This window comes from Atopobiaceae bacterium (assembly GCA_022483015.1).
GTDB lineage: Bacteria > Actinomycetota > Coriobacteriia > Coriobacteriales > Atopobiaceae > JALCUE01.
In genome coordinates, this window is record JAKVOB010000001.1 from 1,043,759 (window position 1) to 1,070,094 (window position 26,336).

Genomic DNA, 26,336 nt, shown 5'->3' on the forward strand with positions numbered 1-26,336 from the left:
TCGATCCGGCGGCTCGCGCGGTCGAGGACGATCGAGAAGAGCCATGAGAGCCCCAGGTAGATGAGGGCCGTCGAGACGAGCGGGAAGAAGGCGTCGAACGTCTTGCTGCGAATGAGGTCCGAGACCTTGGTGAGGTCCATCACGGCGATGAAGCCCACTATGGACGTGGCCTTGAACATGCTGATGAACTCGCCCTTGTAGATGGGCAGGATGGCACGGATGACCTGCGGCGCGATGATCTTGGTGAAGGTCTTCGTCCCGTTGAAGCCGAGCGCCTGGGCTGCCTCGGTCTGCCCGGCGTCGATGCCGTCGATGCCCGTGCACATGATCTCTGCCGTATAGATGCCGAAGTTGATGGCGAAGCCGATGATGGCGACCACGACGCCCGAGAGCCCGCTCGAGGCGAAGACCAGGTAGTACAGGAGCATGAGGATGACGACCTCGGGGATGCCCTGGACGATGCGGACGAGGGCCGCGGCGGTCCTCGACAGCCAGCGCCTGCGGCTCCTCTGCATCATGCAGACGCCGAAGCCCAACGCCGTCCCGAGCACGGCCGAGGCAAAGGTGATGGTGAGGGTCACGCCGAGCCCCGAGAGGATGAGCTGCCAGCGGTCACCCTGCACGAAGGTCTTGTCGAAGCCGGACGTGACGGCCGTGAGGATGCCGGAGGCGCCGGATCCCGTCTCCCCATCCGAGGTGACCCCCTGGTCCGATGCCTTCGTGACGAGCGTGATGCCTCCCGTGTAATGGCTCGTGGCGAAGTCGACGCTCTGCCTGCGCTCGTCCGTGATCGTGATGGACCCTGACGCGATGTCGGCGGAGCCTCCGGTCAGGGCGGGGATGATGGAGGAGAACTTGCCCTGCTGTATGTCGACGTTCATGCCCATGTCCTTGGCGACCATGAGGACGAGCTCGACCTCGAGGCCGGAGCTCGTCCCGTCGTCGGCGACGTAGGACATGGGGACCAGGGTGGAGTCGTGGATGTAGCGTAGGGTCCCGTTAGGTGCGTCATAGCACTCGTACTGGGACCAGTCGATCTTCATCCTGGACTCATCCCCCGAGAGCCACTTCTCCTTGAGGTCGTCCATGGTGCCGTCTGCCAGGTATTTCTCGACGATGGCGCTCACTTGGGCTGTATAGGGGCTGTCCTTGGCAAGTGCCAGCGCGTAGTCCTCCTCGTCGACGGTCTGCGGGAACGCCTTGAGCTCCGGATGGTTGGCGACGATGAGTCGCGCCACCGGATCGTCGATGGCTAGGGCGTCGGCGTAACCCGAGATGACGGCCTGCACGCTGGAACTCGTGTCATCGTAGAAGTCGAAGGTCAGGTCTGGGATGGTCCTCGATACGATCTGGTCGTAGACGGTCCCGGTCAGGGTGGAGATGGTCGTTCCCCCGAAGTCCGAGAGGGATGTGAAGCGTGCCGTGCCATCCTCCGCGCGGGCTGGGGCGGGTGCTGCCACGAGGGTCAGCAGGCAGCTGACGATGACGGTGCAGGCGAGAAGCACGTGACGCCAGCGAGGTCTCGGCGTCGCTGCCTTCCCATGTGCGGTGGATGCGGCCCGCATGGTGCCTCCTTGCCTGGTGGCCTGGAGCGAATGCCCTGTCCATCCTGTCTATCACAGTGTCGGTGCCGGTCAGGCCATGAGCCAGCATGCGTCTGGCAGACGTGGGGAATCGCTCGGGAAGCGGGGGTCGGCGACCGTGGCTCTCGGGGTCCTAGGGCACCAGGACCTTCTTGGCGGCGGTGCTGCCGTCCATTCCGAGGTCCATCACGTAGCGGGTGGCATCCCCTGGGGCGACGACCTCGCAGCGCTCGCATACCTTGCCATGGACGTCGGAGGCCTGCCGGGTGATGCGGAAGGTGGCCGACCCCGCCTTGCGGTTCAGGGTCGCGGCCTCGTCTGCGGTCAGGACGGACGCCTCGTGCACCTCATGGGCCGATGCGAGGGCGACCCCCGACCTGCGCACGATGGCCTCGTAGAGCGACCCCTCCACGTCCGCGCGCGTGAGGCCGGGGCAACGGACCTCGGGCACGCAGGAGCGCTCCAGCAGGAGCGGCCTGCCATCGGCACGGCGAACGCGCACCACCCGATAGACGATGTCGGTCGGGTGGATGCCGAGGACCGCGGCCATGTCGGTGCCGGCAGCCTCCTCGTGGAAGTCGAGCAGCTCCGAGGAGGGCTCCATGCCCATCAGGCGGACCTCGGTGGTGAAGTTGTAGAGGCCGTGCAGGTCACGGTCGAGCTTGGGGTGCGAGACGAACGACCCTCTCCCGGCCCGGCGGATCACGAGGCCCTCGTCGACCAGCAGGGCATAGGCGCCTCGCACGGTGGAGACGCCGATGCCGAGGTCGCGGCTCAAGGACTGCTCGGTGGGGAGGCGGTCGCCCTCCGTGAGCCGCCCGGCCCCGATGCGGGACCTGAGCACGTCCGCAAGCTGGCGATAGAGCGGGGTCGAGGAGGCCTGGTCGAGGTCGTCGGCCGAGACGAGGGGAGACCCTGGTGTCATCGCGTCTGGCATATGGCTCGTTCCTCTCGTCGGGGGCGTCCTTCCTGGCCACAGTCTAGCGCACCTCCCTGTCGCTCCGTGATATTCTATGAAACAACCCAAAGAAATAGAAGAAATAGAAGAAATGCGGTATGCTACGAGCTGGCACGCATGCTCCACGACAAGGAGGCACCATGACCGAAGACCAGAGGAAGTCCCTGCTCGACAGCCTGAGGGGCGGGCTGATCGTGAGCTGCCAGACGCAGCCCGACGACCCCATCTACACCCCGGACATGTCCACCAAGATGGCCGAGGCGGCCGAGTGGGGCGGTGCCGTGGGCATCCGTGCCAACGACCCCGACCAGATCGCCAGGATCAAGGCTGCCGTGAGCTTGCCGGTCATCGGGCTCTGGAAGGTCTGGCATGACGACACGGACGTCTTCATCACGCCGACGATGCACGAGGTGGAGGCCATCATCGAGGCCGGTGCCGACATCGTCGCCATGGACTGCACGGCGCAGGTGACGCACGAGGGCACACGGGCGTGGGACCTCCTGCCCCAGGTGCGCGAGCGGTTCCCCGAGGTCATGACCTTCGCGGATGTCTCGGACGTGGAGGAGGGGCGGCATGCCGTGGAGGCTGGCGCCGACATCGTGGCCCCGACCCTCTACGGTTACACGGCCGCGACGGGCAGCATCGAGTCCGCCGACTACCGCATGCTCGCGCAGTTCTGCCGCGAGTTCGCGGGCGAGTGCTGCGTCATGATGGAGGGGCACATCTATACCCCCGAGGATGCCATGAAGTGCATCTTCCTTGGGGCCCACTCCGTGGTCGTGGGGAGCGCCATCACGCGCCCCCAGCTCATCACCAAGCGGTTCGTCGACCTGCTCGACGGCTATACCACCAACTGGCGTGATGCCGAGAAGGCCAGCCACTAGACGGCAGCCCACGGCATGAGGGGAGGGTGCGACCATGTCACACGTGAACGTCGACGGCGCTCAGAACGTCGAGGTCAGCAAGCCCATTCCATGCGAGAGGACCCCGTCCGAGCAGCTCGCGCTCATGGAGGCCTACACGCAGGCGCACCGCGCGCACTCGGGGGGCGACAAGGCGCGGCGCGAGGTCGAGTGCCTCAAGGTCATCTATCCGGCCCTGTTCAGGCACATGGAGCCTGCCGACCTCATCGCGGGGCGTCTCGACTTCCTGCCCATCGGGTTCGGCTCGGTCACCTCGGTGGGCGGCGTGGGCCACTACTGCGTCTTCCACAAGCTGCGCGCCTTCAAGCAGCTCCTCGCCACGGACGAGGAGCGTGCCCGCGTGGACGCGCTCTATGACTACTGGCAGGACCACGACACCAAGTCGCTCTACTGCCAGGACGTGCTCGGCGACGCCACCACGGGCTTCTTCATGCAGTACGAGCCTCCCCTCATGGCGACGGCCCGGCTCTCGGGGATGATGCTCGACTACACGAAGCTCATGCGCCTGGGCGTGGGCGGTCTCATCGCCGAGGTGGACGCCCGTATCGATGCCGCAGGCGAGAAGGACGGGTTCCTCCGTGCCAGCCGCGATGCGCTGGTGCTGTTCCAGCAGGTGATCGACCGTGAGGTCGAGCTCGTGCACGAGGCCATGGTCGGTACCGCTCCCGGGCGCATGGCCGAGCTCGAGCTCATGGCCGCCGACCTCGGGGCCGTGCGCGAGGCGCCGCCTCAGACCTTCCACCAGGCCCTGCAGCTCTTCTGGCTCTATGCCCTCTGCGCGGGATGCATCAACTACGGCCGCCTGGACGTCGTGCTGGGACCGTTCCTCGCCCACGACCTCGAGGAGGGCACCATCACGAGGGACGAGGCCCATGCCTACGTGAAGAGCCTCTGGACCATGATCGAGAACCGCCGCACCACCGTGAACGGTCGCGTCATCGTGGGCGGCCAGGGACGGCCCGACCCGGGGGCGGCTGACGAGTTCGCACGCATCTGCCTCGAGGTCTGCAAGGAGTGCCGCTATGTGGAGCCCCAGTTCACGCTCCGCTTCGACCACGAGACCCCGGCCGACATCCGCGACATGGCCCTCGATGCCATCGGGGCCGGTGCCACCTACCCGACCCTGTACAACGATGACGTCGAGGTGCCGGCCGTCGAGTACGGCATGCGCGTCAGCCACGCCGAGGCCGAGCAGTACGTGCCCTTCGGCTGCACGGAGTTCGTCATCCAAGGCAGGAGCGTGGGCACCCCCAACACGCTCATCAACCTCCTCAAGATCCTGCAGATGAGCCTCGAGGGCGGTGTCGACCCGTACGACGGCGTCGACAAGGGCGCCGGCGTGGCGGTCCTCCCGCTCGAACGGCTCACGTCCTTCGACGTCCTTCTCGACAACTACCACCGCCTGCTCGACCGCTACATGGACCTTGCCGTGGCAGACCAGGCCCATTCCTATGAGGTCATGAACCACGAGGTGAGCTTCCTGTTCACCTCGATCCTCATGGATGGGTGCCTCTCGCGCGGGAGGGCCCTCCTCGACGGGGGCGTCGAGATCCTGGGCGGCTCGTGCGAGACCTACGGCAACATCAACTCGTCCGATGCGCTCTGGGCCATGAAGACCCTCGTGTTCGACGAGGGGCGCTACACCCTGCGTCAGGTGGTCGACGCGATGGACGACGACTTCCGAGGACCGGGGGAGGAGCGCCTGCGCCTCGACCTCTGGCACGCCGACAAGTACGGCAACGACCTCGACGGCGTGGACGGCATGGCCAACGACCTCTATGAGTACGTGGCCAAGGGCATCCGCGACCGGGGTATCAGGGCCGGTCTGGGCTACTTCCTCATCGTCATCTCGAACAACCAGACCAACACCGACTGGGGCCACATGACGGCGGCGAGCCCGGACGGCAGGCACGCCGGGCTCTACCTCAATCCCGCCAACAACCCGCAGGGTGGTGCCGCCACGAGCGGTCCCACGGCGATGCTCAACTCCCTTGCCAGGTTCGATGCGCGCTATCACGCGGGGAGCGTCCAGAACATCAAGTTCACGCCGCGCATGTTCAACCATGACCGCAAGAAGGTGAAGGTCCTCTTCGACACCTACTTCCGTCGTGGCGGCTGCCAGCTCATGGTGACCGTGTGCGACCGGGGCCAGCTCGAGGACGCCCAGGTCCATCCCGAGCGCTATCCCGACCTCATCGTGCGGGTGGCGGGCTACAGCGCCGTCTTCGTCGACCTGCCCCGCGACGTGCAGGACGAGGTCATCTCGCGCACGCTCTGGGACGAGTAGGGGGGGCGGCCATGGGTGACATCGAGGGGGCGACACGCGCGGCCGACGAGGGCACGGTGCTTCTCGTCATGAACCTCGAGCGCTTCGCGACGCACGACGGTCCCGGCATCCGCACGGTGGTCTTCCTCAAGGGCTGCCCGCTGCACTGCCCGTGGTGTGCCAACCCCGAGACGCAGATGGCAGGGCCGGTCGTCTTCCATGACGTCCGTCGGTGCGTGGGATGTGCCGCCTGCGAGAGGGCCTGTCCGGCCGGGGCCATCACGATGCGGGAGGATGCCGACGGGAGCCCGTGCCCCTCGTTCGACCTCGGGCGTTGTGACGGGTGCGGCGCCTGCGAGCGCGCGTGCCTCCACGAGGCCATCGCGTTGCAGGGCCGTCGTCGAAGCGTGCGCGCCGTCCTCGACGAGGTCCTGCGCGACGCCGACTACTACGAGGCGTCGGGAGGCGGCCTCACCGTGAGCGGCGGCGAGCCCCTGGCGGTCCCCGCCCAGGTGATGCCGCTGCTTCGCGAGGCCAAGGCGCGCGGGCTCGATACGGCCATCGAGACCTGCGGAAACGTTCCCCTTGACATCATCGAGGAGGCAGAGCCCCTGGTGGACCACTTCCTCTATGACCTCAAGCATCTGGACGACCGGGTCCTGGCACGCGTCACAGGCGGGGACGGCGTCCTCATCAAGGGCAACCTCGCCTGGCTGGCACGGCGCTGCCCCCAGAAGGTGAACGCGCACATCCCCGTGATCCCGGGGTTCAACTATGACGCTGGCGTGCTGCGGCCCATGATCGGGTGGCTGCATGAGGTGGGTGTCACCCGGGTGAACCTGCTGCCGTACCACACGCTGGGGCTCGCCAAGTACGAGAAGCTGCATCGCGCGTACGACCTGCCACGTCAGGGCCTTGCCGACAAGGACCTCATGCCGTATCACGAGTACGCGCTGTCGCTTGGGATGGAGTCGAGGATCGGCGCCTGACCCTGTGGCGGGTACAAGGAACGGGAACGCACATGGGGTCCGGGACCGGGGAGCATGCCATGGCCATCATCTCGATCAACCACATCGTCGACGTGAACCACCTCGTGGAGGACGCTGGGCTTCCCTACAAGGTGCATCTGAGCGATGCCTGTGGCAGGCAGTCTTGCTGGGTCGAGGAGCTCGCGGCCCCTGCGAGCGACGACGAGAAGGCCGCCTCGCTCACGAGGCTCCACGACCTGCTCTCGGGCTACTTCCGCCCACGTCGCATCACGCTCGAGTTCGCCGAGGACGGCATGCGCTTCTGGGCGTGAGGGGGGCGGGAGCCTTCCGCGCGACCCTCTCTCGGGCGAGCCCCCGAGGCCCTCCTGCTATACTGCCCCTGTTGCCGTACGGCATGAGGGGCCGCCCCTCGCCGTCGTGCGCCTCGGACGACGGCCCATGTGGCCGGGACGTCCCCATCATTCCGCGGAAGGTCAATTCCCTATGTCACAGTCTCGGTCTCGTGCCGCAGACGGCCACATGCTGCTGCTTGTGGTCATGTATGCCGCCGCGTTCGTCGCGGCGTTCAACGAGAACATCGTCAACGTCGCCCTCATCGACATCATGGGCGACCTCTCCGTCGGGGCGACCACGGCCCAGTGGCTCATCACCGGCTACATGGTGCTCGCCTCCGTCATCACCGCCTCCATGGGGTACCTCTCGAGGCGCCTCTCCACGAGGTGCCTCTTCTTCGTGGCCGTCGCCTCGATCCTGGTCGACGAGGTGCTCTGCATGGTGGCCCCGACCTTCGAGGTGCTTCTGGTGTGTCGTATCATCCAGGCCGTGGGCTCGGGGATGCTCTTCCCGCTCATGATGAACGTGGTGCTGGCGGTGGCACCACGCGAGCGCATGGGGTTCTTCCTCGCGATAGGTGGTGCCTGCATCACCCTGGGCCCTGCCTTCGGCCCGGTCGTGAGCGGGCTGGCGGCCACGCTCTTCGGCTGGCGGGCGATCTTCGTGGTCCCGGCCGTCGCCATGGCGGTGCTTGGCGGCATCGGCCTGAAGGCGGTGCGGAACGTCTCCGAGACCTCTGCTGCCGTGCTTGACGTTCCCTCCCTCGTCGAGCTTGCGGTGGGTCTGACCTGCTTCGTCTATGGCCTCACCGAGCTCTCGACCTCGGTCCTTCTCGCCTGCGGGCTCCTGGTGGCGGCCGCCGTGGTCCTCGCGCTCTTCGTGCGCAGGCAGGGCCGCATCGCGGAGCCCCTGCTCGACCTGCGCCCGATGCGCAACCCCCGCTTCTGGCCTGCCTGCCTGCTCGTGGTCGTGGCCATGATGGAGACCTTCTCGATGAGCGTGCTGCTGCCGCTCTACTTCGAGGGGGCCTGTGGGACGAGCGCCCTCGTGGCTGGTCTGCTCGTCCTCCCCGCCATCCTGGGTAACGCCGTGACCGCGGTCGTGGGCGGTCGCATCATGGACGGACGGGGCGAATGGCCGCTGCTGCCGCTGGGCTTCGCCCTCGTGCTGGTGGGGCAGCTCCTGGTCTGCGCCGCGTCGCCCAGCATGGACATGGTGCTTGTCATGGCGCTCACCATCCTGGTCTATGCCGGCGTCGGCCTGGTGTTCTCGCCGTCGCAGACGGCGGGGCTCCGCACGCTGCCGGCAGACGAGTACCCCCATGGGACGGCGCTCATCAACACCTTCGTGATGGTGGCGGCAAGTGTCGGCTCGTCGCTGTTCGTGGGAATCCTCTCGGGCGCTGCCGATGCGGCCGCTGCGGGCGGGGCCACGGCGGCGGCCGCGCAGGCCTCGGGCTTCTCCGTGGCCGTGCTGGTGGCCGCCGCGATCGCGGCTGCGGGCCTTGCGCTCTCGTTCTGGTATGCCCGCGCGATGCGAGGCGAGTCGGGCACGCGCGTCCACGGATAGGGACTGCCGAGAGGGGCCTGCGGGTCGATTATGCCGTGCAACGTGCGAGCCGCCTCGCGTTGCCTGCCCATAGTGACCCTGGTGCGGCCTTGACCCCGCCTCGCGAGTCGCTTTGGGCAGGCAACCCTACTGCGACCTCGCGTTGCCTGCCCATAGCGACCCTGGCACCCACCCGCCGACTCGTGACGCCGTCTCGCCCGCGACGCATGGCCCTTCTCGCCGGCTCGTCGGGTAGACTCCTAGGCAAGGACGACCGTCACGGGAAGGGGACTGTCATGAGGGCACGCTTCGTGCATTGGTGCATCCATGTGCTCGACAAGGAGGCGACCATCGCGTTCTACGAGAAGGCCCTCGGGTTCCATGTCGACCGCGAGAAGGGCCCAGCCGACGGCTCGTGGTCCAACACCTTCATGGTCTCGCCGGAAAGCCCCTTCGAGCTCGAGCTCACCTGGAACCGAGGCCGCACCGAGCCATATGCCAACGGCGGCAGCAACACCCACATCGCCTTCCGCGTGGACGACATCGACGCGGCGCATGCCCTTCACAAGGAGATGGGCTGCATCGTCTACGAGAACCCCGACATGGGCCTCTACTTCATCGCCGACCCCGACGGCTCCTGGATCGAGGTCCTGCCCGAGAAGGGCTGAGGGCGTCGCGTCGCTTTCGCTTTGGCTTCTCCTCCCGGTGATGTGAAGGCCCTCTCCTGGGCCGTACGTCCGACCGCTGACGGGCTGTCGTGTAGATGCCACCTCTTGTGGGTAAGAGCGCCCATTGGTGCGTTATTATCGGACGTTTTGAGATGGAGGTTCTCGTATGAAGGCAGTGCGGTGGTACAAGGCGGGGGACATTCGCGTCGAGGATGTTCCCGAGCCCGAGATCGATGACGACTATGACGTGAAGGTCCAGCCGAAGTGGTGCGGCATCTGCGGGTCTGACCTGCATGAGTACACCTCCGGCCCCATCTTCATCCCTGTGGGGACCCCACATCCCATCACGCATGAGGTCGCACCGGTCATCATGGGTCACGAGTTCTCTGGCGAGGTCGTCGAGGTCGGTCCCAAGGTCACCAACGTCAAGCCCGGCGACCGCGTGGTCGTCGAGCCGATGGACGTGGACGACACCTGTCCCGCCTGCAAGGAGGGTCGCTACAACCTGTGCGAGAACCTCGGCTTCCATGGCCTTGCCGGCAGGGGTGGTGGCTTCTCCGAGTACACCACGTTCCGCCACAAGTTCGTCCACAAGATTCCTGACTCGCTCCCATATGACAAGGCGGCCCTCGTGGAGCCCATCTCCGTGGGCTACCATTCGCTCGAGGCGGGCGACTTCAAGCCGGGCATGAACGCCGTCGTGGCAGGGGCCGGCACCATCGGCCTCGCCACGGTGCAGTCGCTCCAGGCCATGGGCGCTGCGAAGGTCATCATGGTCCAGCGCAAGTCCATCCGTCAGCAGTACGCCAGGGACTGTGGCGTCGACGCGGTCCTCGACCCCAACGAGTGCGACGTGGTCGAGGAGGTCAAGAGGCTCACGGGTGGTCGCGGCGCAGACATCGCCTTCGAGACCACCGGTGCCGAGCAGTGCTTCAAGCTCGAGCTCGACTGTGTCCACGCTGGAGGCACCGTGGTCGTCACCTCGATCTGGGAGCGGGACGTCACCTTCAACCTCAACTCCATTTGCATCCCCGAGAAGCGCGTGGTGGGCTCGATTGCCTACTGTGACGACTTCCCCAAGGTCATCGAGCTCCTGGGTAACGGCAAGATCCCTGCGACGGGCTTCATCACCAAGCGCATCGCACTCGATGACATTGTGGAGGAGGGCTTCAAGACGCTCACGGGCCCCGAGAAGAAGAAGCAGGTCAAGATCATCGTGACGCCGGACAGCAGCCTCCTGTAGGCGAGGCACCGTACGTCAGGCCGAGAGCGGGCGGGGGAGGGGCCGGGCGGCTCCGCCTCCGCCCGCTCTCATGCCGGCATCTGTCTTCCGACCTACGCCGCGTGTCGCTCCCACGCCTCGTGCGTCTTCGTGAACAGGAGCGGGAGGATGATGAGCCCGACCACGCACAGGAGCAGGTGACCTACGAAGCGTCCGACCCATGCGCCCATGAGCGTGACGATGGGGTCCAGGGCACCCAGGTAGATTCCCATGACGATGATGCTGCCCACCAAGCCGCGGACCACCCGTTCGGCCACGCTGCCCTCGCACGAGTAGCGGACGAGCCGACGGTCGACGAACCATGAGCCGAGTACCCCCATGAACAGCCCGGCGTTGCTGTAGCAGTCGTTGACCATCTTGGCGGGGTCGACCAGGAGCTCGCCGTTGACGTAGTCCATCGGGTACGACTTGACGTTGAGGAACACCAGGATCGCCGCGCAGATCGCATATCCCACGAGAAGGACCGTGAGGTCGCGGCCTGCCCCGTCGTCGACCCACGCGAGCACCTTGCGCACGACGAGGACGGCCGTGATGCCTACCAGCAGCCCCACGAGGACGTCCTGGGGCGTGTGGACCCCCAGCCAGTTGCGCGAGAACATCATGAGGGCGATGACGACCACGCAGGCTGCCACCACGGCCTTCTTCTTGCGCCACCATACGGCGAGCGCCGCTATGGCCGAGCTCGTGCCGCTGACGTGCCCGCTGGGAAACGAGTATCCGGTGGCCTTGGCGAGCGCGGACTGGACGGGGTGGAGCTCGGAGCTCCTGATCCAGGGGCGATACACGCAGCAGACGTTCTTGAGGAGCTGGTTGATGGTGCTGCCCGTGGTGTAGCTCAGGAGCGACAGCCAGCCTCCGCCGGTGTCGATGCACCAGAACACGAGGAGCGGGACCAGGATGCCGAAGACCACGAGTCCCACGTCGGAATAGGTCTGGATGGCCGCGTCAAAGACACCGCCGGTTGCCTCACGAACCCCTTGCAGCATGAGCAGATAGTCGATGTCCATGAAGCTCCTCTCGTCGGTCTGCGCCCATTGTAGGGGTGCGTGTCGGACGAGAGGAACGGATTCGTCGAGGCGACGGCCGAGCAGGCGGCCCCTCCCGTCGAACGGTAGCCCCTGCTGGCGAGAACGGACCTATCGTGCCTGCGTGCCATGGAGGTCGTACTTGGTCACGACATGCTCGATCCTGCGGTGCCAGGGCGCCCAGATGAGCGCGAGGAACCCCACGGTCGAGATGCCGTGCAGCAGGTCCCAGGGCAGTGCCGTGGCAAAGGTCGCGAGCGTTCCCTCGAGCGTGAGGGGCCTCACCCATCCCACCACGGAGTATCCGTTCAGGATGAGCCCATAGAGCAGGCACGAGCAGAACCCGAAGGCATAGATGACGCCGCGTCGTGAGAGGAGGCCGCGGTCCTGCAGCATGCCGGCGAGGTAGCCGATGAGGCCCCAGGCGTACATCTGCCAAGGCGTCCAGGACCCCTGTCCGAAGAAGGCGTTCGAGGCCAGCGCCGCGAGAGCCCCCACCATGAAGCCGTTACGTCGTCCCAGCACGGCACCGGCCACGATGCAGATCGCCGTGAGCGGCTTCACGTCGGGCACGGCGGCGAACAGGAGCCGTCCCGCACAGGCCACGGCGGCGAGCACCACGGTGGGCATGATCTGTCGGATGGTCGGTCGCGAGCTCTCGTAGCTGGCGGCCATGAGGCCGAGTGCCACCACGACCACCCCGAGGCTCAGGGCTGCCGAGGCCTCGACATCCGCTGCTGCGCAGGCCACGAGGACCACGGGCACCGCCACGAGGGCGGGTGCCTCGAGGCGCGCGAGGGTGCGCGAGATGGCCGTCGGGGGTGTGGACGCCTGAGCTGCCACCGCCGTGGTCTCGCGGCTCTCTGTGTTCTTCTCGTCCGTGGAAGTGGTACTAACCATTGAGGATGGTCCTCCTGAAGTAGTCGTCCGTGGCCAGCGTCGCCGTTATGCCGCCGTCGAAGAGCAGCGACGTGGTGTCGGACACCTGTCGGGCCAGCCTGAGGTCGTGGGTCGCGAGCACGATGGTGCAGCCGGCGTCGCGCCGCTCGCAGATGACCTGCGCGACGAGCGAGGCCGCCGCGTCGTCGAGACCCTTGGTGGGCTCGTCGAGCAGGAGCAGCCGTGGGCGGTGCAGGAGCAGGCGTGCCAGGGCGAGCAGCTGCTGCTGGCCGGCCGAGAGGTCGAAGGGACTGCGGTCCTCGAGGCCGCTCAGTCCCATGCGCTCGAGCATCTGCCGCCCCTCGTCCGGTCCGTGGCCGTCGTGCCCGTGCATGGGGTCGACCACGTCTGCGACCGTCTCGCCGACGAGGAGCACCTTGGGGTCCTGCGGGAGCAGCGCCTGCGACACGGCGAGCGGGTTCGTCACACGTCCGCGAGACACACGTGTCACGCCCGCGAGCGTCAGCAGCAGCGAGGTCTTCCCACTACCGTTGCCGCCTATGATGGCATGCACGCTGCCTGAGGCGACCGCGAGCGAGCAGTCGCGGAGGACCCAGCCTTCGTCGCGCTGGTAGCGCATCCAGACGCCGTCCATGCCCGCGGCAGCCGCGTCCCTCTCGTCCGACGTGGCGGCCGGGGCTCCCTCCCAGCGGGTCCCGGAAAGGAGGTCCGGCTCCGTCGAGAGACCGTCGAGCGAGGTGACGGGCGAGACCTGCCCATCTTCCATGCGAAGCGCCGCGGTGGCGTAGCCCACCATGGGGGCAGGGCGGTGCGTGGCCACGACCACGGTGGTCCCGAGCTCATGGTTTACACGGAAGAGCGCGTGCAGGAAGTCTCGCTCGGCCACGGGGTCGAGCATGGAGGTCGGCTCGTCGAGAAGGAGCAGGCGGGGCTGCATCGCAAGGGTCGCGGCGAGTGCGAGGACCTGCCGCTGACCTCCCGACAACGTCGCCACGCTCTGCCTGAACCAGGGCTCCATACCCAGGAAGGTGCAGGTCTCGGCCACGCGGCGATGCATCTCGGGCTCGGGCACACCCAGGTTCTCGAGGCCGAACGCCATCTCGTGCCAGACGGTGTCGCAGACCACCTGGGCGTCGGGGTCCTGGAACACATAGCCCACGAGCCGGGCGGACTCGACGGGGGAGAGCCGGCGCACGTCATGCCCCATGACGCAGACGCCACCCGTGCAGGTGCCCGCAGGCGCCACCTCAGGCTTCGCCAGCGAGAGGAGCGTCGTCTTGCCGCATCCGGTCGGGCCCGTGAGGAGGGTGAGGGATCCCTCCTCGACGTCCAGCGAGAGGTGCGAGAGGATGGGGCGCGCGACCTCACCGTCCTGGGCGGCATAGGAGAACGAGACGTCGTGGAAGGCGAGGGCCGGTGCGGTGGCAGCTGAGGCCTCGGTGGGGGCTATCGACTCCAACGGATGCGCCCCCCGAGGTCAAGGGCGGTGGGCAGGCCCGCGAGCAGGGTGGCCGGCAGGTAGGACCACCACGGGCCTAGGGTGCCCATCATGGGATAGAACGAGAAGCCCATCATGCGGGTGCAGGTGGTCAGCAGCGCGAGCGTGACCAGGGCCGCGAGGCACGCCACGGCCGCAAGGTCCCGTCGTCCGAAGCGGGTCGGCTGCCAGCTCGTGCGCAGCGCTCCCGACTCCCAGCCGCGGGCGCGCATGACGTCGGCGCACACGACGGAGTCCTCGAGCGACCAGGCCATGAGGGTGGTCGTGCGCCGTGCCCCGGCGGCCACACGAGCGCGCATGCTGGTCGGGACCGTACCTGAGCAGGCCAGCTCGCACGAGCGCATCAGACGTCCGCGACGCAGGAGTTGCGGTATGAGGCGAGCCGTCATGGAGGCCATGACGGTGATGGTGGGGAGCGTGCGGCCCGAGAGGGTCATGAGCCGGTCGGGCGCGAGCATGCGCCCACCGACGCCCACCCAGAGGAACACGGCCGCGAGCATCGTCCCCATGCAGGCTCCGTAGGCGAGGCTCTCGAGGTAGATGGGATGATTCCAGACCCAGGCGAGCACGGTCGAGCCACGGGTCGAGAAGGCCGGGTTCAGGAGGCAGACGAGCAGCAGCCACGGCAGCAGCTGGCGGAGCGAGCGCGCCGTGGCCTTGCTGCCGCGCAAGGCGAGCGAGGCGGCAATCGCTCCCGCCAGCGAGATGGCTGCACAGACCGGCTCGAGCGCGAGCATCGAGCAGGCGAGCTCGCCCACAAGGTAGACGAGCGGCACGACCGCATGGGCCGTCTCGAAGGGGGCATGTCGGGCGGATGCGATCATGCCTGGCCCAGCACCTCGCCGGCGATGCGTGCGGACTCCGCGGCGTCCTTGGCGTAGAAGTCGGCCCCGACCATCTTGGCGTACTCGGGGTTGAGCACGGCTCCGCCCACCATGACCTTGCACGCGGGTGCCTGCTCGCGGAGCAGGGCGATGGTGTCTGCCATGGCGGGCACGGTGGTGGTCATGAGCGCCGAGAGGCCGGCCAGGCGGATGTCGTGGGCCACGACGCAGTCCACGAAGGTCTGGGGCTCCACGTCGCGCCCGAGGTCGTAGACCTGGTAGCCATAGTTCTCGAGGAGCATGCGCACGATGTTCTTGCCGATGTCATGGATGTCTCCCTTGACCGTGCAGAGCGCGATGGCCCCCTTGCTGGGGGCGGCTTCCGCACCGGCATGGTCGCGGATGGTCGAGAAGCCGGCCTTGGCCGCCTCGGCCGAGGCCATGAGCTGGGGGAGGAAGAAGGTGCCCTTCTCGAACCGCTCGCCCACCTCGTCCAGGGCCGGGATCAGCACGTCATCGATGACCTGCATGGCATCCATGGTCTCGAGCAGGCGGCCGACGACGCCGGCCATGGGCTCGCGCCTGCCCTCGAGCACCAGTCGACGGGCGAGGTCCTCGGGCGGCAGGTCTGCGGCAGGTCCCCCGTCGCCTGTGCCGCTGGCCGTGGTCGTACGTGCCGACGTCCGGGTGGCCGTGCGCCCCGCATAGGCCTCGATGAAGTGACCGGCACCCACATCCTCGCCGTTCAGCACGCGCCATGAGGCGATCGCGTCCATGAGGCGCTCGTTGGTGGGGTTCATGATGGCGAGGTCGAGACCGGCCTGGAAGGCGGCCGTGAGGAAGGTCGCGTTCAGGAGCTCGCGGAAGGGCAGGCCGAAGCTCACGTTCGAGACGCCCAGCACGCATCGCACGCCGGCGACCTCGTGCTTCACGAGCTCGATCGACCGCAGGGTCTCGCAGCCGGCCTGCTGGTCGGTCGAGACGGCCATCGTGAGGCAGTCGATGGCCACGTCGGAGCGAGGGATGCCTGCCTCGTCGGTGGCCGAGACGATGCGTCGGGCCACGTCGAGGCGGCCCTCGGCGGTCGCGGGGATGCCGGTCTCGTCCAGAGTGAGGCCCACGAGGCAGCAGCCGTAGTGGCGGGCGATGGGCACGATGGTGGCGAGGCTCTCCGCGCGACCGTTGCACGAGTTGATGATGGGCTTGCCGGGATAGCTCCTCACGGCGGCCTCCACGGCGAGCGGGTCTGCCGAGTCGACCTGGAGGGGCAGGGCGGTGACGCCCTGGACCTGCTCGACCAGCTGCACGAGGCAGGCAGGCTCGTCGAGCTCGGGAAGGCCGGCGTTCACGTCGAGTGCCTGGGCGCCGGCCGTGGTCTGCGCGATCGCCTCGCCCATGATGTAGTCGTGGTCGCCCGAGCGCAGGGCCTCCTTGAGGCGTCGCTTCCCGGTGGGGTTGATGCGCTCGCCGATGACGCCCACCTGGCCGGGCTCCAAGGCGAGCATCCCCTGCGCGCTCGTCGCCGTGAAGGCGTCGGCGCGCGCTCGTGGCGCTGGCGTGCGGCCGGCGAGAAGGTCCTTCTCGCCGGCGATGTAGGCAGGTGTGGTGCCGCAGCAGCCGCCGATGATGGTGACGCCGGCGTCGAGCATGCCGGCCACGGCGGCACAGTAGTCGCTGATGCCAACGGAATAGGTCGTGGCACCGTCGACCACGTGCGGGAGCCCCGCGTTGGCCTGGACCATCACGGGACAGGTCGCCCAGGGGAGCATGCGACGTACCAGGGGTGCCACGTCGTCGGGGCCGAGCGAGCAGTTGATGCCGAGCGCATCCACGCCGAGGGCCGACAGGGTCACGGCGGCGATCTCGGGCGTGGTGCCCAGGAAGGTGCGGCCGTCCTCGCCGAAGGTCATCGTGCAGAGGATGGGCAGGTCGGAGTTCTCCTTGCAGGCGAGCACCGCAGCCTTGGTCTCGGCCAGGTCGGCCATGGTCTCGATGGCGAACAGGTCGGCACCGGCGGCATCGGCCGCGAGGGCCTGCTCGGCAAAGAGGTCGTAGGCCTCGTCGAAGGACATCGTTCCCAACGGTCGCAGGAGCGAGCCCGTGGGCCCGATGTCGGCAGCCACGTAGCGTGGGTGCGCGGCGCGCGCGCAGGCGACGGCCGCCGAGAAAATCTCTGTCACGGTCGCGGCGCCGGCGAGCTTGGCCGCGTTGGCGCCGAAGGTGTTGGCACTCACGACCTCTGATCCGGCAGCGACATAGGCGGCATGGACCTTGGTGACCACCTCGGGGTGCGTGAGGTTCAGGAGCTCAGGCAGGGCCCCCGCCTCGAGGCCGGCAGCTTGGAGCTGCGTTCCCATGGCGCCGTCGAAGAGGAGGAAGTCCTCTCCTGCCAGGACGCGGGCCAGGTGCTCGTCCCGGGTGCGGACGTGGCGGGGGCGAAGGTGGCCCTCAGGGGCATGAATGGAGATCGAGCTGGTCTTATCCACGGCAGGTCCTTCCGGTGGGGCGGATGGTGCAGAAGTCATGGCAGTGGCACTTGTCGCACAGGCACAGCTCCCGCGTGCGCGGGGCCGTGAAGAGGCCGCAGACGGCGGTCACGCTCTTGGTCGGCACGAGCAGGCTCGAGGCCGTGAGCGTGAGGCCCAGGCCCCGTCCCGCGTCCAGGCAGGCGAGCAGGGGCCGCTGGGCGTCGAGCGGGAGGTCGCCGTAGCCGGGGCTGTAACGGGCGTTCAGGAAGAGCCCCCGTCGGTCCGCCTCGGCGACGAGCCGTGCCTCGCAGGCATCGGCGGCGCGCTCCACCAGGGTCGTGGCGCAGGCGTCGAGAAGGACCTGTCCCAGGGCATCGGTGAGCGAGAGACGCCTGAGCTCCTGGTCCACGCCAGCGCCGAGGGTCACGGCCATCACGCCCACGGCGCAGGCACCCTCGAGGTGGTGGGCGATGTCGGCCCCCTCGAGACCGAGGGTCGTGCCGACCAGGCAGAGGCGCCCCGGGACGGAGGCAGCGTCGTCGACGTCGAAGACGCGCCAGGCTCCCGAGGGACGGGCCTGCGCGAGGCAGGCGGCCATGGCAGCGTCAAGCCGATCGTCGAGGTCATCGGACAGCTCCTGGCCATGGTGACCCAGGTAGCGGAGGACCTCGGCGCGGTCTATCGAGTCGATGTCGAAGCGCTCGGTCAAACGGCTCAGGCCTTGAGGTAGCCCGAGGCCAGGAGGGCCGCGTGGGCGGCGTGGGCCACCTCGGGCTTGTTCATGGTGTAGACGTGCACGCCGTCGACACCGTTCTCGCCGAGGTCGCAGAGCTGGTCGCAGGCATAGTCGATGCCGGCCTCGCGCATGGCGGCCGTGTCGTCGCCCACGCTCACGAGGCGCTTGATGACGCGCGAGGGGATGGTGGCGCCGCAGGTGAACGCCATGCGCTGGATCTGCTTGACGCTCGTGAACGGCATGATGCCGCAGACCACGGGGACCTTGATGCGAGCCTTGTCGCAGGCCTCCCTGAAGCGGTAGTAGTACTCGTTGTCGAAGAAGAGCTGGCTCACGAGGAAGTCGACGCCGGCATCCTGCTTGGCCTTGAGGTGCTCCATGGAGCGCGAGAAGTCCTCGCACTCGACGTGGCCCTCGGGATAGCAGGCTCCGCCCACGCAGAGGTCGGGAGCGGTCGCCTTGAGGTAGGCGATGAGGTCGGTGGCATGCGAGAAGTCGACTGGGGGCCGCCCCGGGACATGGTCGCCGCGCAGGGCCAGCACGTTCTCCACCCCTGAGCGCCTGAGCTCGGCGGCATAGGCGTCGACATCCGCCCTGGTGGCTCCCATGCAGGTGAAGTGGGCGAGTGCCGTGAGGTCGAGCTCCGACTGGAGGCGCCGTGCGATGGCTGGGGTGTTCTCGGACGACCCCGACCCCCCTGCCGAGAAGGTCACCGAGACGTAGTCGGGCCGGTCGCGGGTGAGCTCGCCTGCGATGGCGAGGGCCTGGTCGACGGACAGCTCCCCCTTGGGAGGGAAGATCTCGAACGAGAAGGTCTGCTTGTGTATGAGCATGTCTGAGATCTTCATTGATGCACCTCTCGGAATCGGTCATGCCGACGGTGGACCAGCTGTTTGGGACAGTGTAGGCGATATGGGGCGGAGAGCGGGGCGGCACAGGTGCCCGCACGGCTGCGACCTAGAGGTTCCTCTCGCCCCAGTCGCGCAGCTCCATGAGGATGGGGACGAGGCTCCGTGCCGTGGGCGTGAGGCTGTACTCCACGCGCACGGGCATCTCGTCGTACTGGCGCCGCATCACGAGCCCGTCAGCCTCGAGCTCCTTGAGCGAGCTTGCGAGCATGGTGTTGGTGATGCCGTAGACCATGCGCCGCAGCTCCCCGTAGCGTAGCTCGTCCGCCTGGTCCAAGGCGCAGATCAGGAGGATCTTCCACTTGCCGCCCACGGCGTCGAGGACGCGGCGCAGCGCGCACCCGGGTCCTGCGATGGCAGGCTCGGCACTCTTCAGGCAGGGCGATATGTCTCGTGTGCCGCTCACTCAGGTTCTCCTTACCACATAAGTATGAACTGCGTACTTGCTCAGTAAAACGTACCACATACACTGGAGGTGGAAAAGGGGACGGGGCGAGCTCACCAAGGTCGTGCAAAGGCCAGGTCATGCCCGAAGACGTCCACAGCAGCCCGCGGCCATGCCGCACCAGACGAAGGAGCCATCATGGAGTACAGGTTCACCGAGAAGAACTTCGAGCAGGAGGTCCTCAAGAGCGACATTCCGGTCGTCATCGACTTCTACGCGGAGTGGTGCGGCCCCTGCCGCGCCATGGGACCGGTCGTCGCCGAGCTTGCCGATGCCTATGACGGCAAGGTCAAGGTCGGCAAGGTCAACTCCGACGAGCAGCAGGCCCTGGCCCAGCGGTTCAACGTCATGAGCATCCCGTCCTTCTTCTTCATCAAGGACGGCAAGGTCGTCGACAGTGCCGTGGGCGGTATGCCCAAGGGTCGCCTCGAGCAGAAGATCAAGGCCCTCCTCTGAGGGCAATCAGGTAGTGAGGTCTGCGGGCGCGCCATGGGGGCTGTCCCTCCGTGGCGCGCTTGTCGTTCGCCGGGCGATAGACGCAGCCGTTCTCGCGCACGTTTCGTCGATTCCGCGCCAGATTCGGTACAAATCAGCGCGGAATCGACGAAACGTGCAGGGCCCTTGTAAGCCTGTCTTATATCACCGCGGGTGAGAAGCACGCACGTTCTTCTCGCCTCAGATTAGCCTGCGCGGAAACGCACGCACGTGCATCGTGCGGTCATCAGCGAGCGTTATCCCCCCTGCCTCTCGGTGCGCGCCTCCGCATCCTCTGCACCGTGCCGGACGCCCTATCTGATCCGGGCGGTGTCGTAGCGGACCTGCGGGAAGGTGGCCTTGTCGGGAAGGCACCGCCGATGGGGCACGAGGGTGTCCTCGAGCTTCGTGAGCCGCATGACCAGGTCGTAGGTCGCCTGCATCTGTTCGGTGGTCTGCCGGCCGCTGCCGTGTCCGTACCAGCAGGCGTGGTCGGCAGAGAGCCCGATGAGCCTACGTCCTCCCGGGAGCCATTCCTCGAGCGTGACGCTTCCGGGTAGGTGGAGCCAGAGCGACGGGTTGATGTCGTCGCCCGTGAACATGAGCCTTCGACCGTCGTCGACGAGTGCGATCGAGCCGCGGGTATGCCCCGGCACGCTCACGGCGCGGACCGTCCGGTCCCCGAGGTCGAACGAGAAGCCGTCCTCGATCGGGACACGCTCGGGCCGGAATGGCTTCCTGGGGACCTCCACACCCTTGGGAATCATCGCCTTTGCGACGAACGACGAGCCCAGCAGCTTGTAGACCGGTGTGCAGTCGGCCTCGTGCACGTGGTAGCGCTCGAACCACCCGATGCCGCCCGCATGGTCCCCGTGCATGTGCGTGAGCACCACGTCGAGCGGTGTGGGAGTGATGCGCCTGACCACTGCGCCCAGGTCGCCCATGCCCAGGCACGTGTCGACGAGAAGCGACCGCTCGCTGCCCACCAGGAGGTAGCAGTTCACGACGCCTGCCTCGTCGATGCGGTAGGTGTCGGGTGCGATCCTCTCGACGGTATGAATCCCGTCCTCCGTGCCGGTGCCGTCGTGCATGGTACCGTCTCCCTTCGACATGCTGGTGATACCCTATCCCGATTCGTGTCCCCCGTTGGCGGAGCGGTCGTCGGTTCGGCGGATCTACCGACCATCTCCCCCGTATACTAGCAACGTCTTGGCATATAGCGCCATGCATGAGGCGAGGCGACGTGATGGGTACTCAGGGCGACAACGACCATGCCTCCCCGGAAGGCAGCGGCCTCGAGAGGTTGAAGGCCCTCCTCGCGGCTGCTCCCTGCGGGGTGGCCATCTTCGAGGCCGGGACGCGCCAGCCGCTCTACCTCAACGATGCCTACTATCGCATCGTCGGCTATACCCCCGAGGAGTACGAGCGGCTGGTAGGTGACAACGACCGCGCCCTGGTCTTCGGGCATGACTTCACCAGGATCCCCCAACCTTCGGAGACCTCTGCCGCCGATGCCGAGGTCACGAACGCCGAATATCGCGTGGTCCGCAAGGACGGGGGCATCCGCTGGGTCAGGCTCACGCTCTCGTCGCTCGGCGCCGAGGGGTCTTCCCGCTACCTCTGCTTCTTCGAGGACATCACCTCCCAGAAGGAGAACCTCGAGCAGATGCGGCTCGTCTCCGAGAACATCGGCAGCAGCATCTCCGTGATGCGCATCCATGAGGGCCGGGAGAGCCTGGTCTACGCCAACAGCACGTTCTTCAAGCTGATCGGTGTGGACGGCGATGCCTATGCCAAGGATCCGAGACCCTACGACAAGGGGTTCGTCTCGCCTGAGGACTTCTCCCGCACCGGGGAGGCCATACGCCGCTCGCTTGCCACAGGCGAGCCCCAGGACCTCGAGTACCGCTTCCGGGGGGCCGATCATGAGCCGCGCTGGATGAACCGGCGGCTCATGGCCGTGCCCCAGGACGAGTCCGAGACCTATCTGCTCATCTCGGTGGTGAGCGACGTCACGGAGGAACGGCAGCAGGCGGAGCACTTCGCGTCCGAGCAGAGGCGCGACCAGGCCATCATCAAGAACATGCCCGGGGGCGTCGCCGTGGTCAGGGTCGCGGCAGACCGACTCGAGTGCCAGTACTACAGCGATGGGCTCGCGCACCTGTACGACCGCTCGCGCGACGAGCTTGACGCGTTCGAGCAGCAGGGAGGCATGTTCAGGCAGACGGTCTACGGGCCTGACCTCCCGCATCTCCTGGACCAGGCGCAGGACCTCGCGAGGGCGGGCCTTCCGGTCGACTTCACCTATCGAGCCGTCATGTCCGATGGGTCGCTCAAGTGGGTCTCGGTCTCGGCATCGATGATCCAGCAGGAGGACGGCTGCCCGGTCTACTGCAGCGTCTTCACGGAGCCCTCCGATGATGCGGCGCTCTATCGCAGCATCGTCGAGGATGCTGCCGTGGGCGTGCTCGTGTGCGAGCGGTCGACGCGGCACATCCTCTATGCCAACGGCTACCTGCGCAGGATCTACGGCATCAGCCCCGACGAGAAGCTGGTGGGGAGGTGCCTCCTCGACGTCGTGCCCGAGCCCGACCTGCTCCTCTCGAACGACGAGATCGACCTGCTTTCGCCCGACTCCTTCGCGGAGTACCACAGGCTCTACGAGGGCGACCGCTACTACACCATCCGCGCCAAGTCCCTCACCTGGAACGGCGTCGACTCCTACATCATCTACGCGGCCGACGAGACGGGCGAGTACGAGAGGAACGAGCGGCAGCGGGAGCTCCTGAACCTGGTCCCCACGGGCCTGGGCATCTACGAGATCAGGGACCGTACGCCCCACCAGGTGTACATGACCGATGGCTTCTACCGCATGCTCGGGGTCACGCGAGAGCAGCACGTGGAGCAGCTGCGCGGTGACTTCATGGACGGCATCCACCCCGATGACCTCGGTGCGGTGGCCGCGCTGGTCGACCGTCTGGCGGTGGGGGCCGAGTACGGTTCCGCCGAGTTCAGGAACCTCTGCGTCGGCGAGCGTTACCTGTGGGTCAGGCTCGACGCGCACGTCATCTCGCGCGAGGGGGACTCGTTCGTGGTCTACTGCGTCTATGAGGACTTCTCGGAGGTCGTGTCGGCCCGTGAGGCCACGGCTGCCGCGAGCCAGGCCCTCCAGCACAAGTACGACCAGGAGCAGATCAGGCGTAAGGTCCTCGAGCGCGACAGCGCCATCATCATCAAGTTCAACATCACACGCGACTCGCTCGAGGAGTACCGGACCGCGAGCGACGTCTATGAGGACTTCCCGCTGGGGGCAGGCGGGAAGGAACTGGGGACGACCCTCCTGGGACGGGTCCCTCCTACCGACGACCTCGCCCCTGTCATCAAGTTCTTCAGCATCCCGGGCAACCTCGAGTCTCTGGGCGAGGACAACAACGAGCATGAGGTCATCTATCGCAGCCGCCAGAACGATGGGTGCCTGCACTGGCTCCACGCCTTCTCGCGCATAGAGCCTGACGCCGATACGGGTGACATCGTCTCGTATACCTTCGTGCGTGACATCGACCTCGATCGCAAGCGTGAGCTTGCCGCCGAGAGCGTGATCGACGAGGAGACCGACTACGTGGTCCTCCTCTCGGTGATATCGGACAAGGTCGACCTGCTCCGTTATCGGGATGCCGAGCGGGAGTATGCCTGGAACGTGGGCGACTCGTTCGACCTCGGCCGAATGACGGTCCCCGACCGCCTCGCCTCCGTGGACGAGCGTGACCGCGAGGCGGTGTGCGGCTTCTTCGACAAGGACCGCCTGGTCGAGGGTCTGGCGGCGGGCCCATCCACAGAGGTCACCTATCGCAGTCCCGATGGCTCCGGCCATGTGCGCCGCAAGCGCATCCGGGCGTCGTACCTTGACTCGACCCATGAGGACATCGTCATCTCACGGCGTGACTACACGAGCGTCTACGAGGAGGAGCAGGAGCAGCGCAGGGCACTCCAGAAGGCGCTCGAGGCTGCCGAGACGGCAAGCCGTGCCAAGGGTGAGTTCCTCTCGAACATGAGCCACGAGATCCGCACGCCCATGAACGCCATCATCGGCATGACGCACCTCGCCCTCGAGGAGGCCGATGACGCCGAGGCCGTCCACCATGACCTCGAGTACATCAAGTCGTCGAGCGACTACCTCCTGAGCATCCTGAACGACATCCTCGACATGAGCCGCATCGAGAGCGGGACCTTCGAGCTCTCATGTACCTGGGCGTCTCCTGCCGAGGTGCTTCTCCCCTGCATCGAGATGGTCCGGCCTGCCATGGAGGCCAAGCACATCACCTTCGAGGCCCCGACCCTCACCAAGCCCATCCGCTATCAGTATTACGTCGACGTGCTCAAGACGCAGCGCATGCTCATGAACCTGCTCAACAACGCCTGCAAGTTCACGGCCGAGGGCGGGCACGTGTCGCTGAGGTTCAAGAACCTCTCGCAAGGTGAGTCCACGGCCGTCGACCAGATCGTCGTGGCCGATGACGGGTGCGGGATGGGGGAGGAGTTCCTCACGCGCATCTTCACGCCGTTCGCGCAGGAGCGCAACGTCTACACCGGGTCCGTCCAAGGGACGGGTCTGGGGCTCGTGCTCGCCCGCAAGATCGCCCGCGCCATGGGGGGCGACATCACCGTGAGAAGCGAGCTGGGGGTGGGGTCGACCTTCACGATCATCTTCCCCTACCACTATCGGCTCACCTCCGAGGAGGGCGACGTGGCCGTGCCCCTGCACGAGGCCAAGACCCCCGATAAGGACGGTGCTGCCACGTCGGCACCTGACCTTGCGGGCGCACGCGTGCTTCTCTGCGAGGACAACCGCATCAACGCCGAGGTCGCGAGCCGCCTGCTCCAGAAGCTGGGGTGTCTGGTCGATGCCGAGGCGGATGGCCGTGCGGGCGTCGACCGCTTCTGTTCCAGCGAGCCGGGGACCTACGACGTCATCCTCATGGACATCAGAATGCCGGTGATGGATGGGCTCGAGGCTGCCAGGGCGATACGTGCGAGCGACCATCCTGACGCGGGGACCGTTCCCATCATTGCCATGAGCGCGAACGCCTTCGAGGAGGACCGACAGGCTAGCTTGGCTGCGGGAATGGACGCTCATCTTGCGAAGCCGGTCGATCCCCGCCAGCTTGCGGGAGTCATCGTCGCGCAGATGGGGCATCGTCATCCGACCGAATGAGACGGCTGGGTTCGGCGAGGTCCGGGGTATGTCGGGTGGTGCGAGCCGGGGCTATTTTGCCGAGACGTAGCTCGAGTCGATGGTGACCTTGGGCACGGCCTTGGGCTCGGCGGCGAGCACGATGGGGGCGATGGCCGCCTTGAGCTCCTCGTCGGTCATGTCGAGGTCGTGCGGACGGACGCAGTCGAAGATAACGTTGGTGTGGGTGGGTCCAGGCACGCACCTGAGGTCGTGGATGGTGAGGCGCGGGTCGATGGTCCTGACGCCGGTGGCGATGGCGTCGTGCAGGGCCGACACCTTGGGGTCGGTCGTCACGATGGGGTCGTAGTGCAGGACGAGGACCAGATGGTCCTGCTCGCGGAAGTCCTGCTCGATGTTATCGATGGTGTCGTGGCTCTCGAGGGGGTCCGTCTCGGCGGCCATCTCGACGTGGGCGCTCGCGAACTGCCGGCCGGGGCCGTAGTCGTGCACCATGAGGTCATGCGTGCCCAGCACCCCGGGGTAGCCCATGATCTTGGTATGGATGTGGTCCACGAGCTTGGGGTCGGGGGCCTGGCCCAGCAGCGGGCTCATCGTGTCGCGTACGAGCCCGATGCCGCTCGCCACGATGAAGGCGCCCACGGCGAGACCGGCCCAACCATCGAGGTCGATACCCGTATAGTGCGAGATGATGGCCGCGGCGAGGACCGCGCCCGTGGTGATGACGTCGTTTCGGGAGTCGGCTGCGGTGGCCTCGAGCGCCGTGGATGAGATGCGTTGTCCGGCCGTGCGGTTGAACACGGCCATCCAAGTCTTCACCAGGATCGATGCCACCAACACCACCACCACGGCAACACTGAACTCGATCGCCGTGGGGCTCGCGATCTTGTCGGCCGAGGTCTTGAGGAGCTCGAGGCCGATGCTCACGATGATGACGGCGATGACGAGGCCTGACAGGTACTCGTAGCGGCCATGGCCGTAGGGGTGCTCCTCGTCGGGGGGACGACTCGCCATGCGGAACCCCAGGAGCGTCACGATGTTGCTCGACGCGTCCGAGAGGTTGTTGACGGCGTCTGCCACGATCGAGACTGAGCCCGACAGCGCGCCGACGATGCCCTTGCCCAGGCAGAGGAGGACGTTGCAGATGATGCTCACGATGCTGGCGACACGCCCGTAGGCCTCGCGGACGGCGGGGTCCTCGACGTCGTCGGCATGGGCCACGAACCTGTTGATGAGCCAATCGACCATGTGTCTCTCGCATTCCCTCGCATCTGGCACCGCACGGGCACCAATCAGACCAGTATGGCCGCATGCAGC

Annotated in this window: 20 protein-coding genes and 1 pseudogene; 9 read left to right on the plus strand and 12 right to left on the minus strand. The window is 67.0% G+C overall.

Annotated features, from left to right (window positions below; translation table 11 throughout):
- Positions 1–56: 56 nt before the first annotated feature.
- Both LKE50_04580 and LKE50_04585 read right to left on the minus strand, forming a co-directional pair.
- A pseudogene (locus LKE50_04580) lies at positions 57–1,565 on the minus strand (ABC transporter permease subunit).
- Between the two features lie 151 nt (positions 1,566–1,716).
- Entirely contained in the window at positions 1,717–2,520 is an 804-nt protein-coding gene (locus LKE50_04585; protein MCH3967886.1) for a GntR family transcriptional regulator, read from the minus strand.
- A gap of 161 nt (positions 2,521–2,681) precedes the next feature.
- On the opposite strand from LKE50_04585, the gene LKE50_04590 reads away from it, so the two are divergent.
- The 7 genes from LKE50_04590 to LKE50_04620 all read left to right on the plus strand — a co-directional run bounded on the left by LKE50_04590 (position 2,682) and on the right by LKE50_04620 (position 10,511).
- Entirely contained in the window at positions 2,682–3,425 is a 744-nt protein-coding gene (locus tag LKE50_04590) for an N-acetylmannosamine-6-phosphate 2-epimerase (GenBank protein ID MCH3967887.1), read from the plus strand.
- Between the two features lie 34 nt (positions 3,426–3,459).
- A complete protein-coding gene (locus tag LKE50_04595; protein ID MCH3967888.1) occupies positions 3,460–5,751 on the plus strand; it encodes a pyruvate formate lyase family protein in 2,292 nt (763 codons plus the stop codon).
- 11 nt (positions 5,752–5,762) lie between these two features.
- On the plus strand, positions 5,763–6,719 hold the full coding sequence (locus LKE50_04600; protein ID MCH3967889.1) for a glycyl-radical enzyme activating protein: 957 nt from the start codon (positions 5,763–5,765) through the stop codon (positions 6,717–6,719).
- A gap of 59 nt (positions 6,720–6,778) precedes the next feature.
- Positions 6,779–7,030 (plus strand): hypothetical protein, encoded by a 252-nt coding sequence (locus LKE50_04605; protein MCH3967890.1) that lies wholly within the window; start codon positions 6,779–6,781, stop codon positions 7,028–7,030.
- A gap of 172 nt (positions 7,031–7,202) precedes the next feature.
- A complete protein-coding gene (locus LKE50_04610; protein ID MCH3967891.1) occupies positions 7,203–8,621 on the plus strand; it encodes an MFS transporter in 1,419 nt (472 codons plus the stop codon).
- Positions 8,622–8,896: 275 nt separating this feature from the next.
- Positions 8,897–9,268: a VOC family protein gene (locus LKE50_04615; GenBank protein ID MCH3967892.1), complete on the plus strand. Its 372-nt coding sequence runs from the start codon at positions 8,897–8,899 to the stop codon at positions 9,266–9,268.
- A gap of 166 nt (positions 9,269–9,434) precedes the next feature.
- A complete protein-coding gene (locus tag LKE50_04620; GenBank protein MCH3967893.1) occupies positions 9,435–10,511 on the plus strand; it encodes a 2,3-butanediol dehydrogenase in 1,077 nt (358 codons plus the stop codon).
- A gap of 92 nt (positions 10,512–10,603) precedes the next feature.
- Here LKE50_04620 and LKE50_04625 read toward each other — a convergent pair whose 3' ends face one another.
- The 8 genes from LKE50_04625 to LKE50_04660 form a co-directional block, all read right to left on the minus strand.
- Positions 10,604–11,557, minus strand: a complete 954-nt coding sequence (locus LKE50_04625; protein MCH3967894.1) for a phosphatase PAP2 family protein — start codon at positions 11,555–11,557, stop codon at positions 10,604–10,606.
- Between the two features lie 129 nt (positions 11,558–11,686).
- The gene (locus LKE50_04630; protein MCH3967895.1) at positions 11,687–12,475 is read right to left on the minus strand and encodes an ECF transporter S component; all 789 of its coding nucleotides are present in this window, start codon (positions 12,473–12,475) and stop codon (positions 11,687–11,689) included.
- Positions 12,468–13,934 (minus strand): ATP-binding cassette domain-containing protein, encoded by a 1,467-nt coding sequence (locus LKE50_04635; GenBank protein ID MCH3967896.1) that lies wholly within the window; start codon positions 13,932–13,934, stop codon positions 12,468–12,470. Before LKE50_04635 ends, LKE50_04630 begins: the two co-directional genes overlap by 8 nt.
- Positions 13,922–14,797 carry an energy-coupling factor transporter transmembrane protein EcfT gene (locus tag LKE50_04640; GenBank protein ID MCH3967897.1) on the minus strand — a complete coding sequence of 292 codons (876 nt, stop codon included), beginning with the start codon at positions 14,795–14,797 and terminating at the stop codon, positions 13,922–13,924. The genes LKE50_04635 and LKE50_04640 overlap by 13 nt, the downstream gene beginning before the upstream one ends.
- On the minus strand, positions 14,794–17,283 hold the full coding sequence (locus tag LKE50_04645) for a homocysteine S-methyltransferase family protein (protein ID MCH3967898.1): 2,490 nt from the start codon (positions 17,281–17,283) through the stop codon (positions 14,794–14,796). The genes LKE50_04640 and LKE50_04645 overlap by 4 nt, the downstream gene beginning before the upstream one ends.
- Positions 17,276–17,974: a hypothetical protein gene (locus tag LKE50_04650; protein ID MCH3967899.1), complete on the minus strand. Its 699-nt coding sequence runs from the start codon at positions 17,972–17,974 to the stop codon at positions 17,276–17,278. Before LKE50_04650 ends, LKE50_04645 begins: the two co-directional genes overlap by 8 nt.
- Positions 17,975–17,979: 5 nt before the next feature.
- Positions 17,980–18,849, minus strand: coding sequence for a methylenetetrahydrofolate reductase (locus tag LKE50_04655; GenBank protein ID MCH3967900.1), 870 nt, complete (start codon positions 18,847–18,849; stop codon positions 17,980–17,982).
- Between the two features lie 109 nt (positions 18,850–18,958).
- A complete protein-coding gene (locus LKE50_04660; protein MCH3967901.1) occupies positions 18,959–19,315 on the minus strand; it encodes a helix-turn-helix transcriptional regulator in 357 nt (118 codons plus the stop codon).
- Between the two features lie 177 nt (positions 19,316–19,492).
- Here LKE50_04660 and trxA point away from each other — a divergent pair, with 177 nt between their 5' ends.
- A complete protein-coding gene (gene trxA / locus LKE50_04665; GenBank protein ID MCH3967902.1) occupies positions 19,493–19,810 on the plus strand; it encodes a thioredoxin in 318 nt (105 codons plus the stop codon).
- Positions 19,811–20,142: 332 nt separating this feature from the next.
- On the opposite strand, the gene LKE50_04670 is transcribed toward trxA, so the two are convergent.
- Entirely contained in the window at positions 20,143–20,940 is a 798-nt protein-coding gene (locus tag LKE50_04670) for an MBL fold metallo-hydrolase (protein MCH3967903.1), read from the minus strand.
- A 134-nt stretch (positions 20,941–21,074) separates the two neighbouring features.
- Here LKE50_04670 and LKE50_04675 point away from each other — a divergent pair, with 134 nt between their 5' ends.
- Entirely contained in the window at positions 21,075–25,040 is a 3,966-nt protein-coding gene (locus LKE50_04675; protein ID MCH3967904.1) for a PAS domain-containing protein, read from the plus strand.
- 51 nt (positions 25,041–25,091) lie between these two features.
- Here the strand turns inward: LKE50_04675 and LKE50_04680 are convergent, their stop codons facing one another.
- Positions 25,092–26,267: a cation diffusion facilitator family transporter gene (locus tag LKE50_04680; GenBank protein ID MCH3967905.1), complete on the minus strand. Its 1,176-nt coding sequence runs from the start codon at positions 26,265–26,267 to the stop codon at positions 25,092–25,094.
- Positions 26,268–26,336 lie beyond the last annotated feature (69 nt).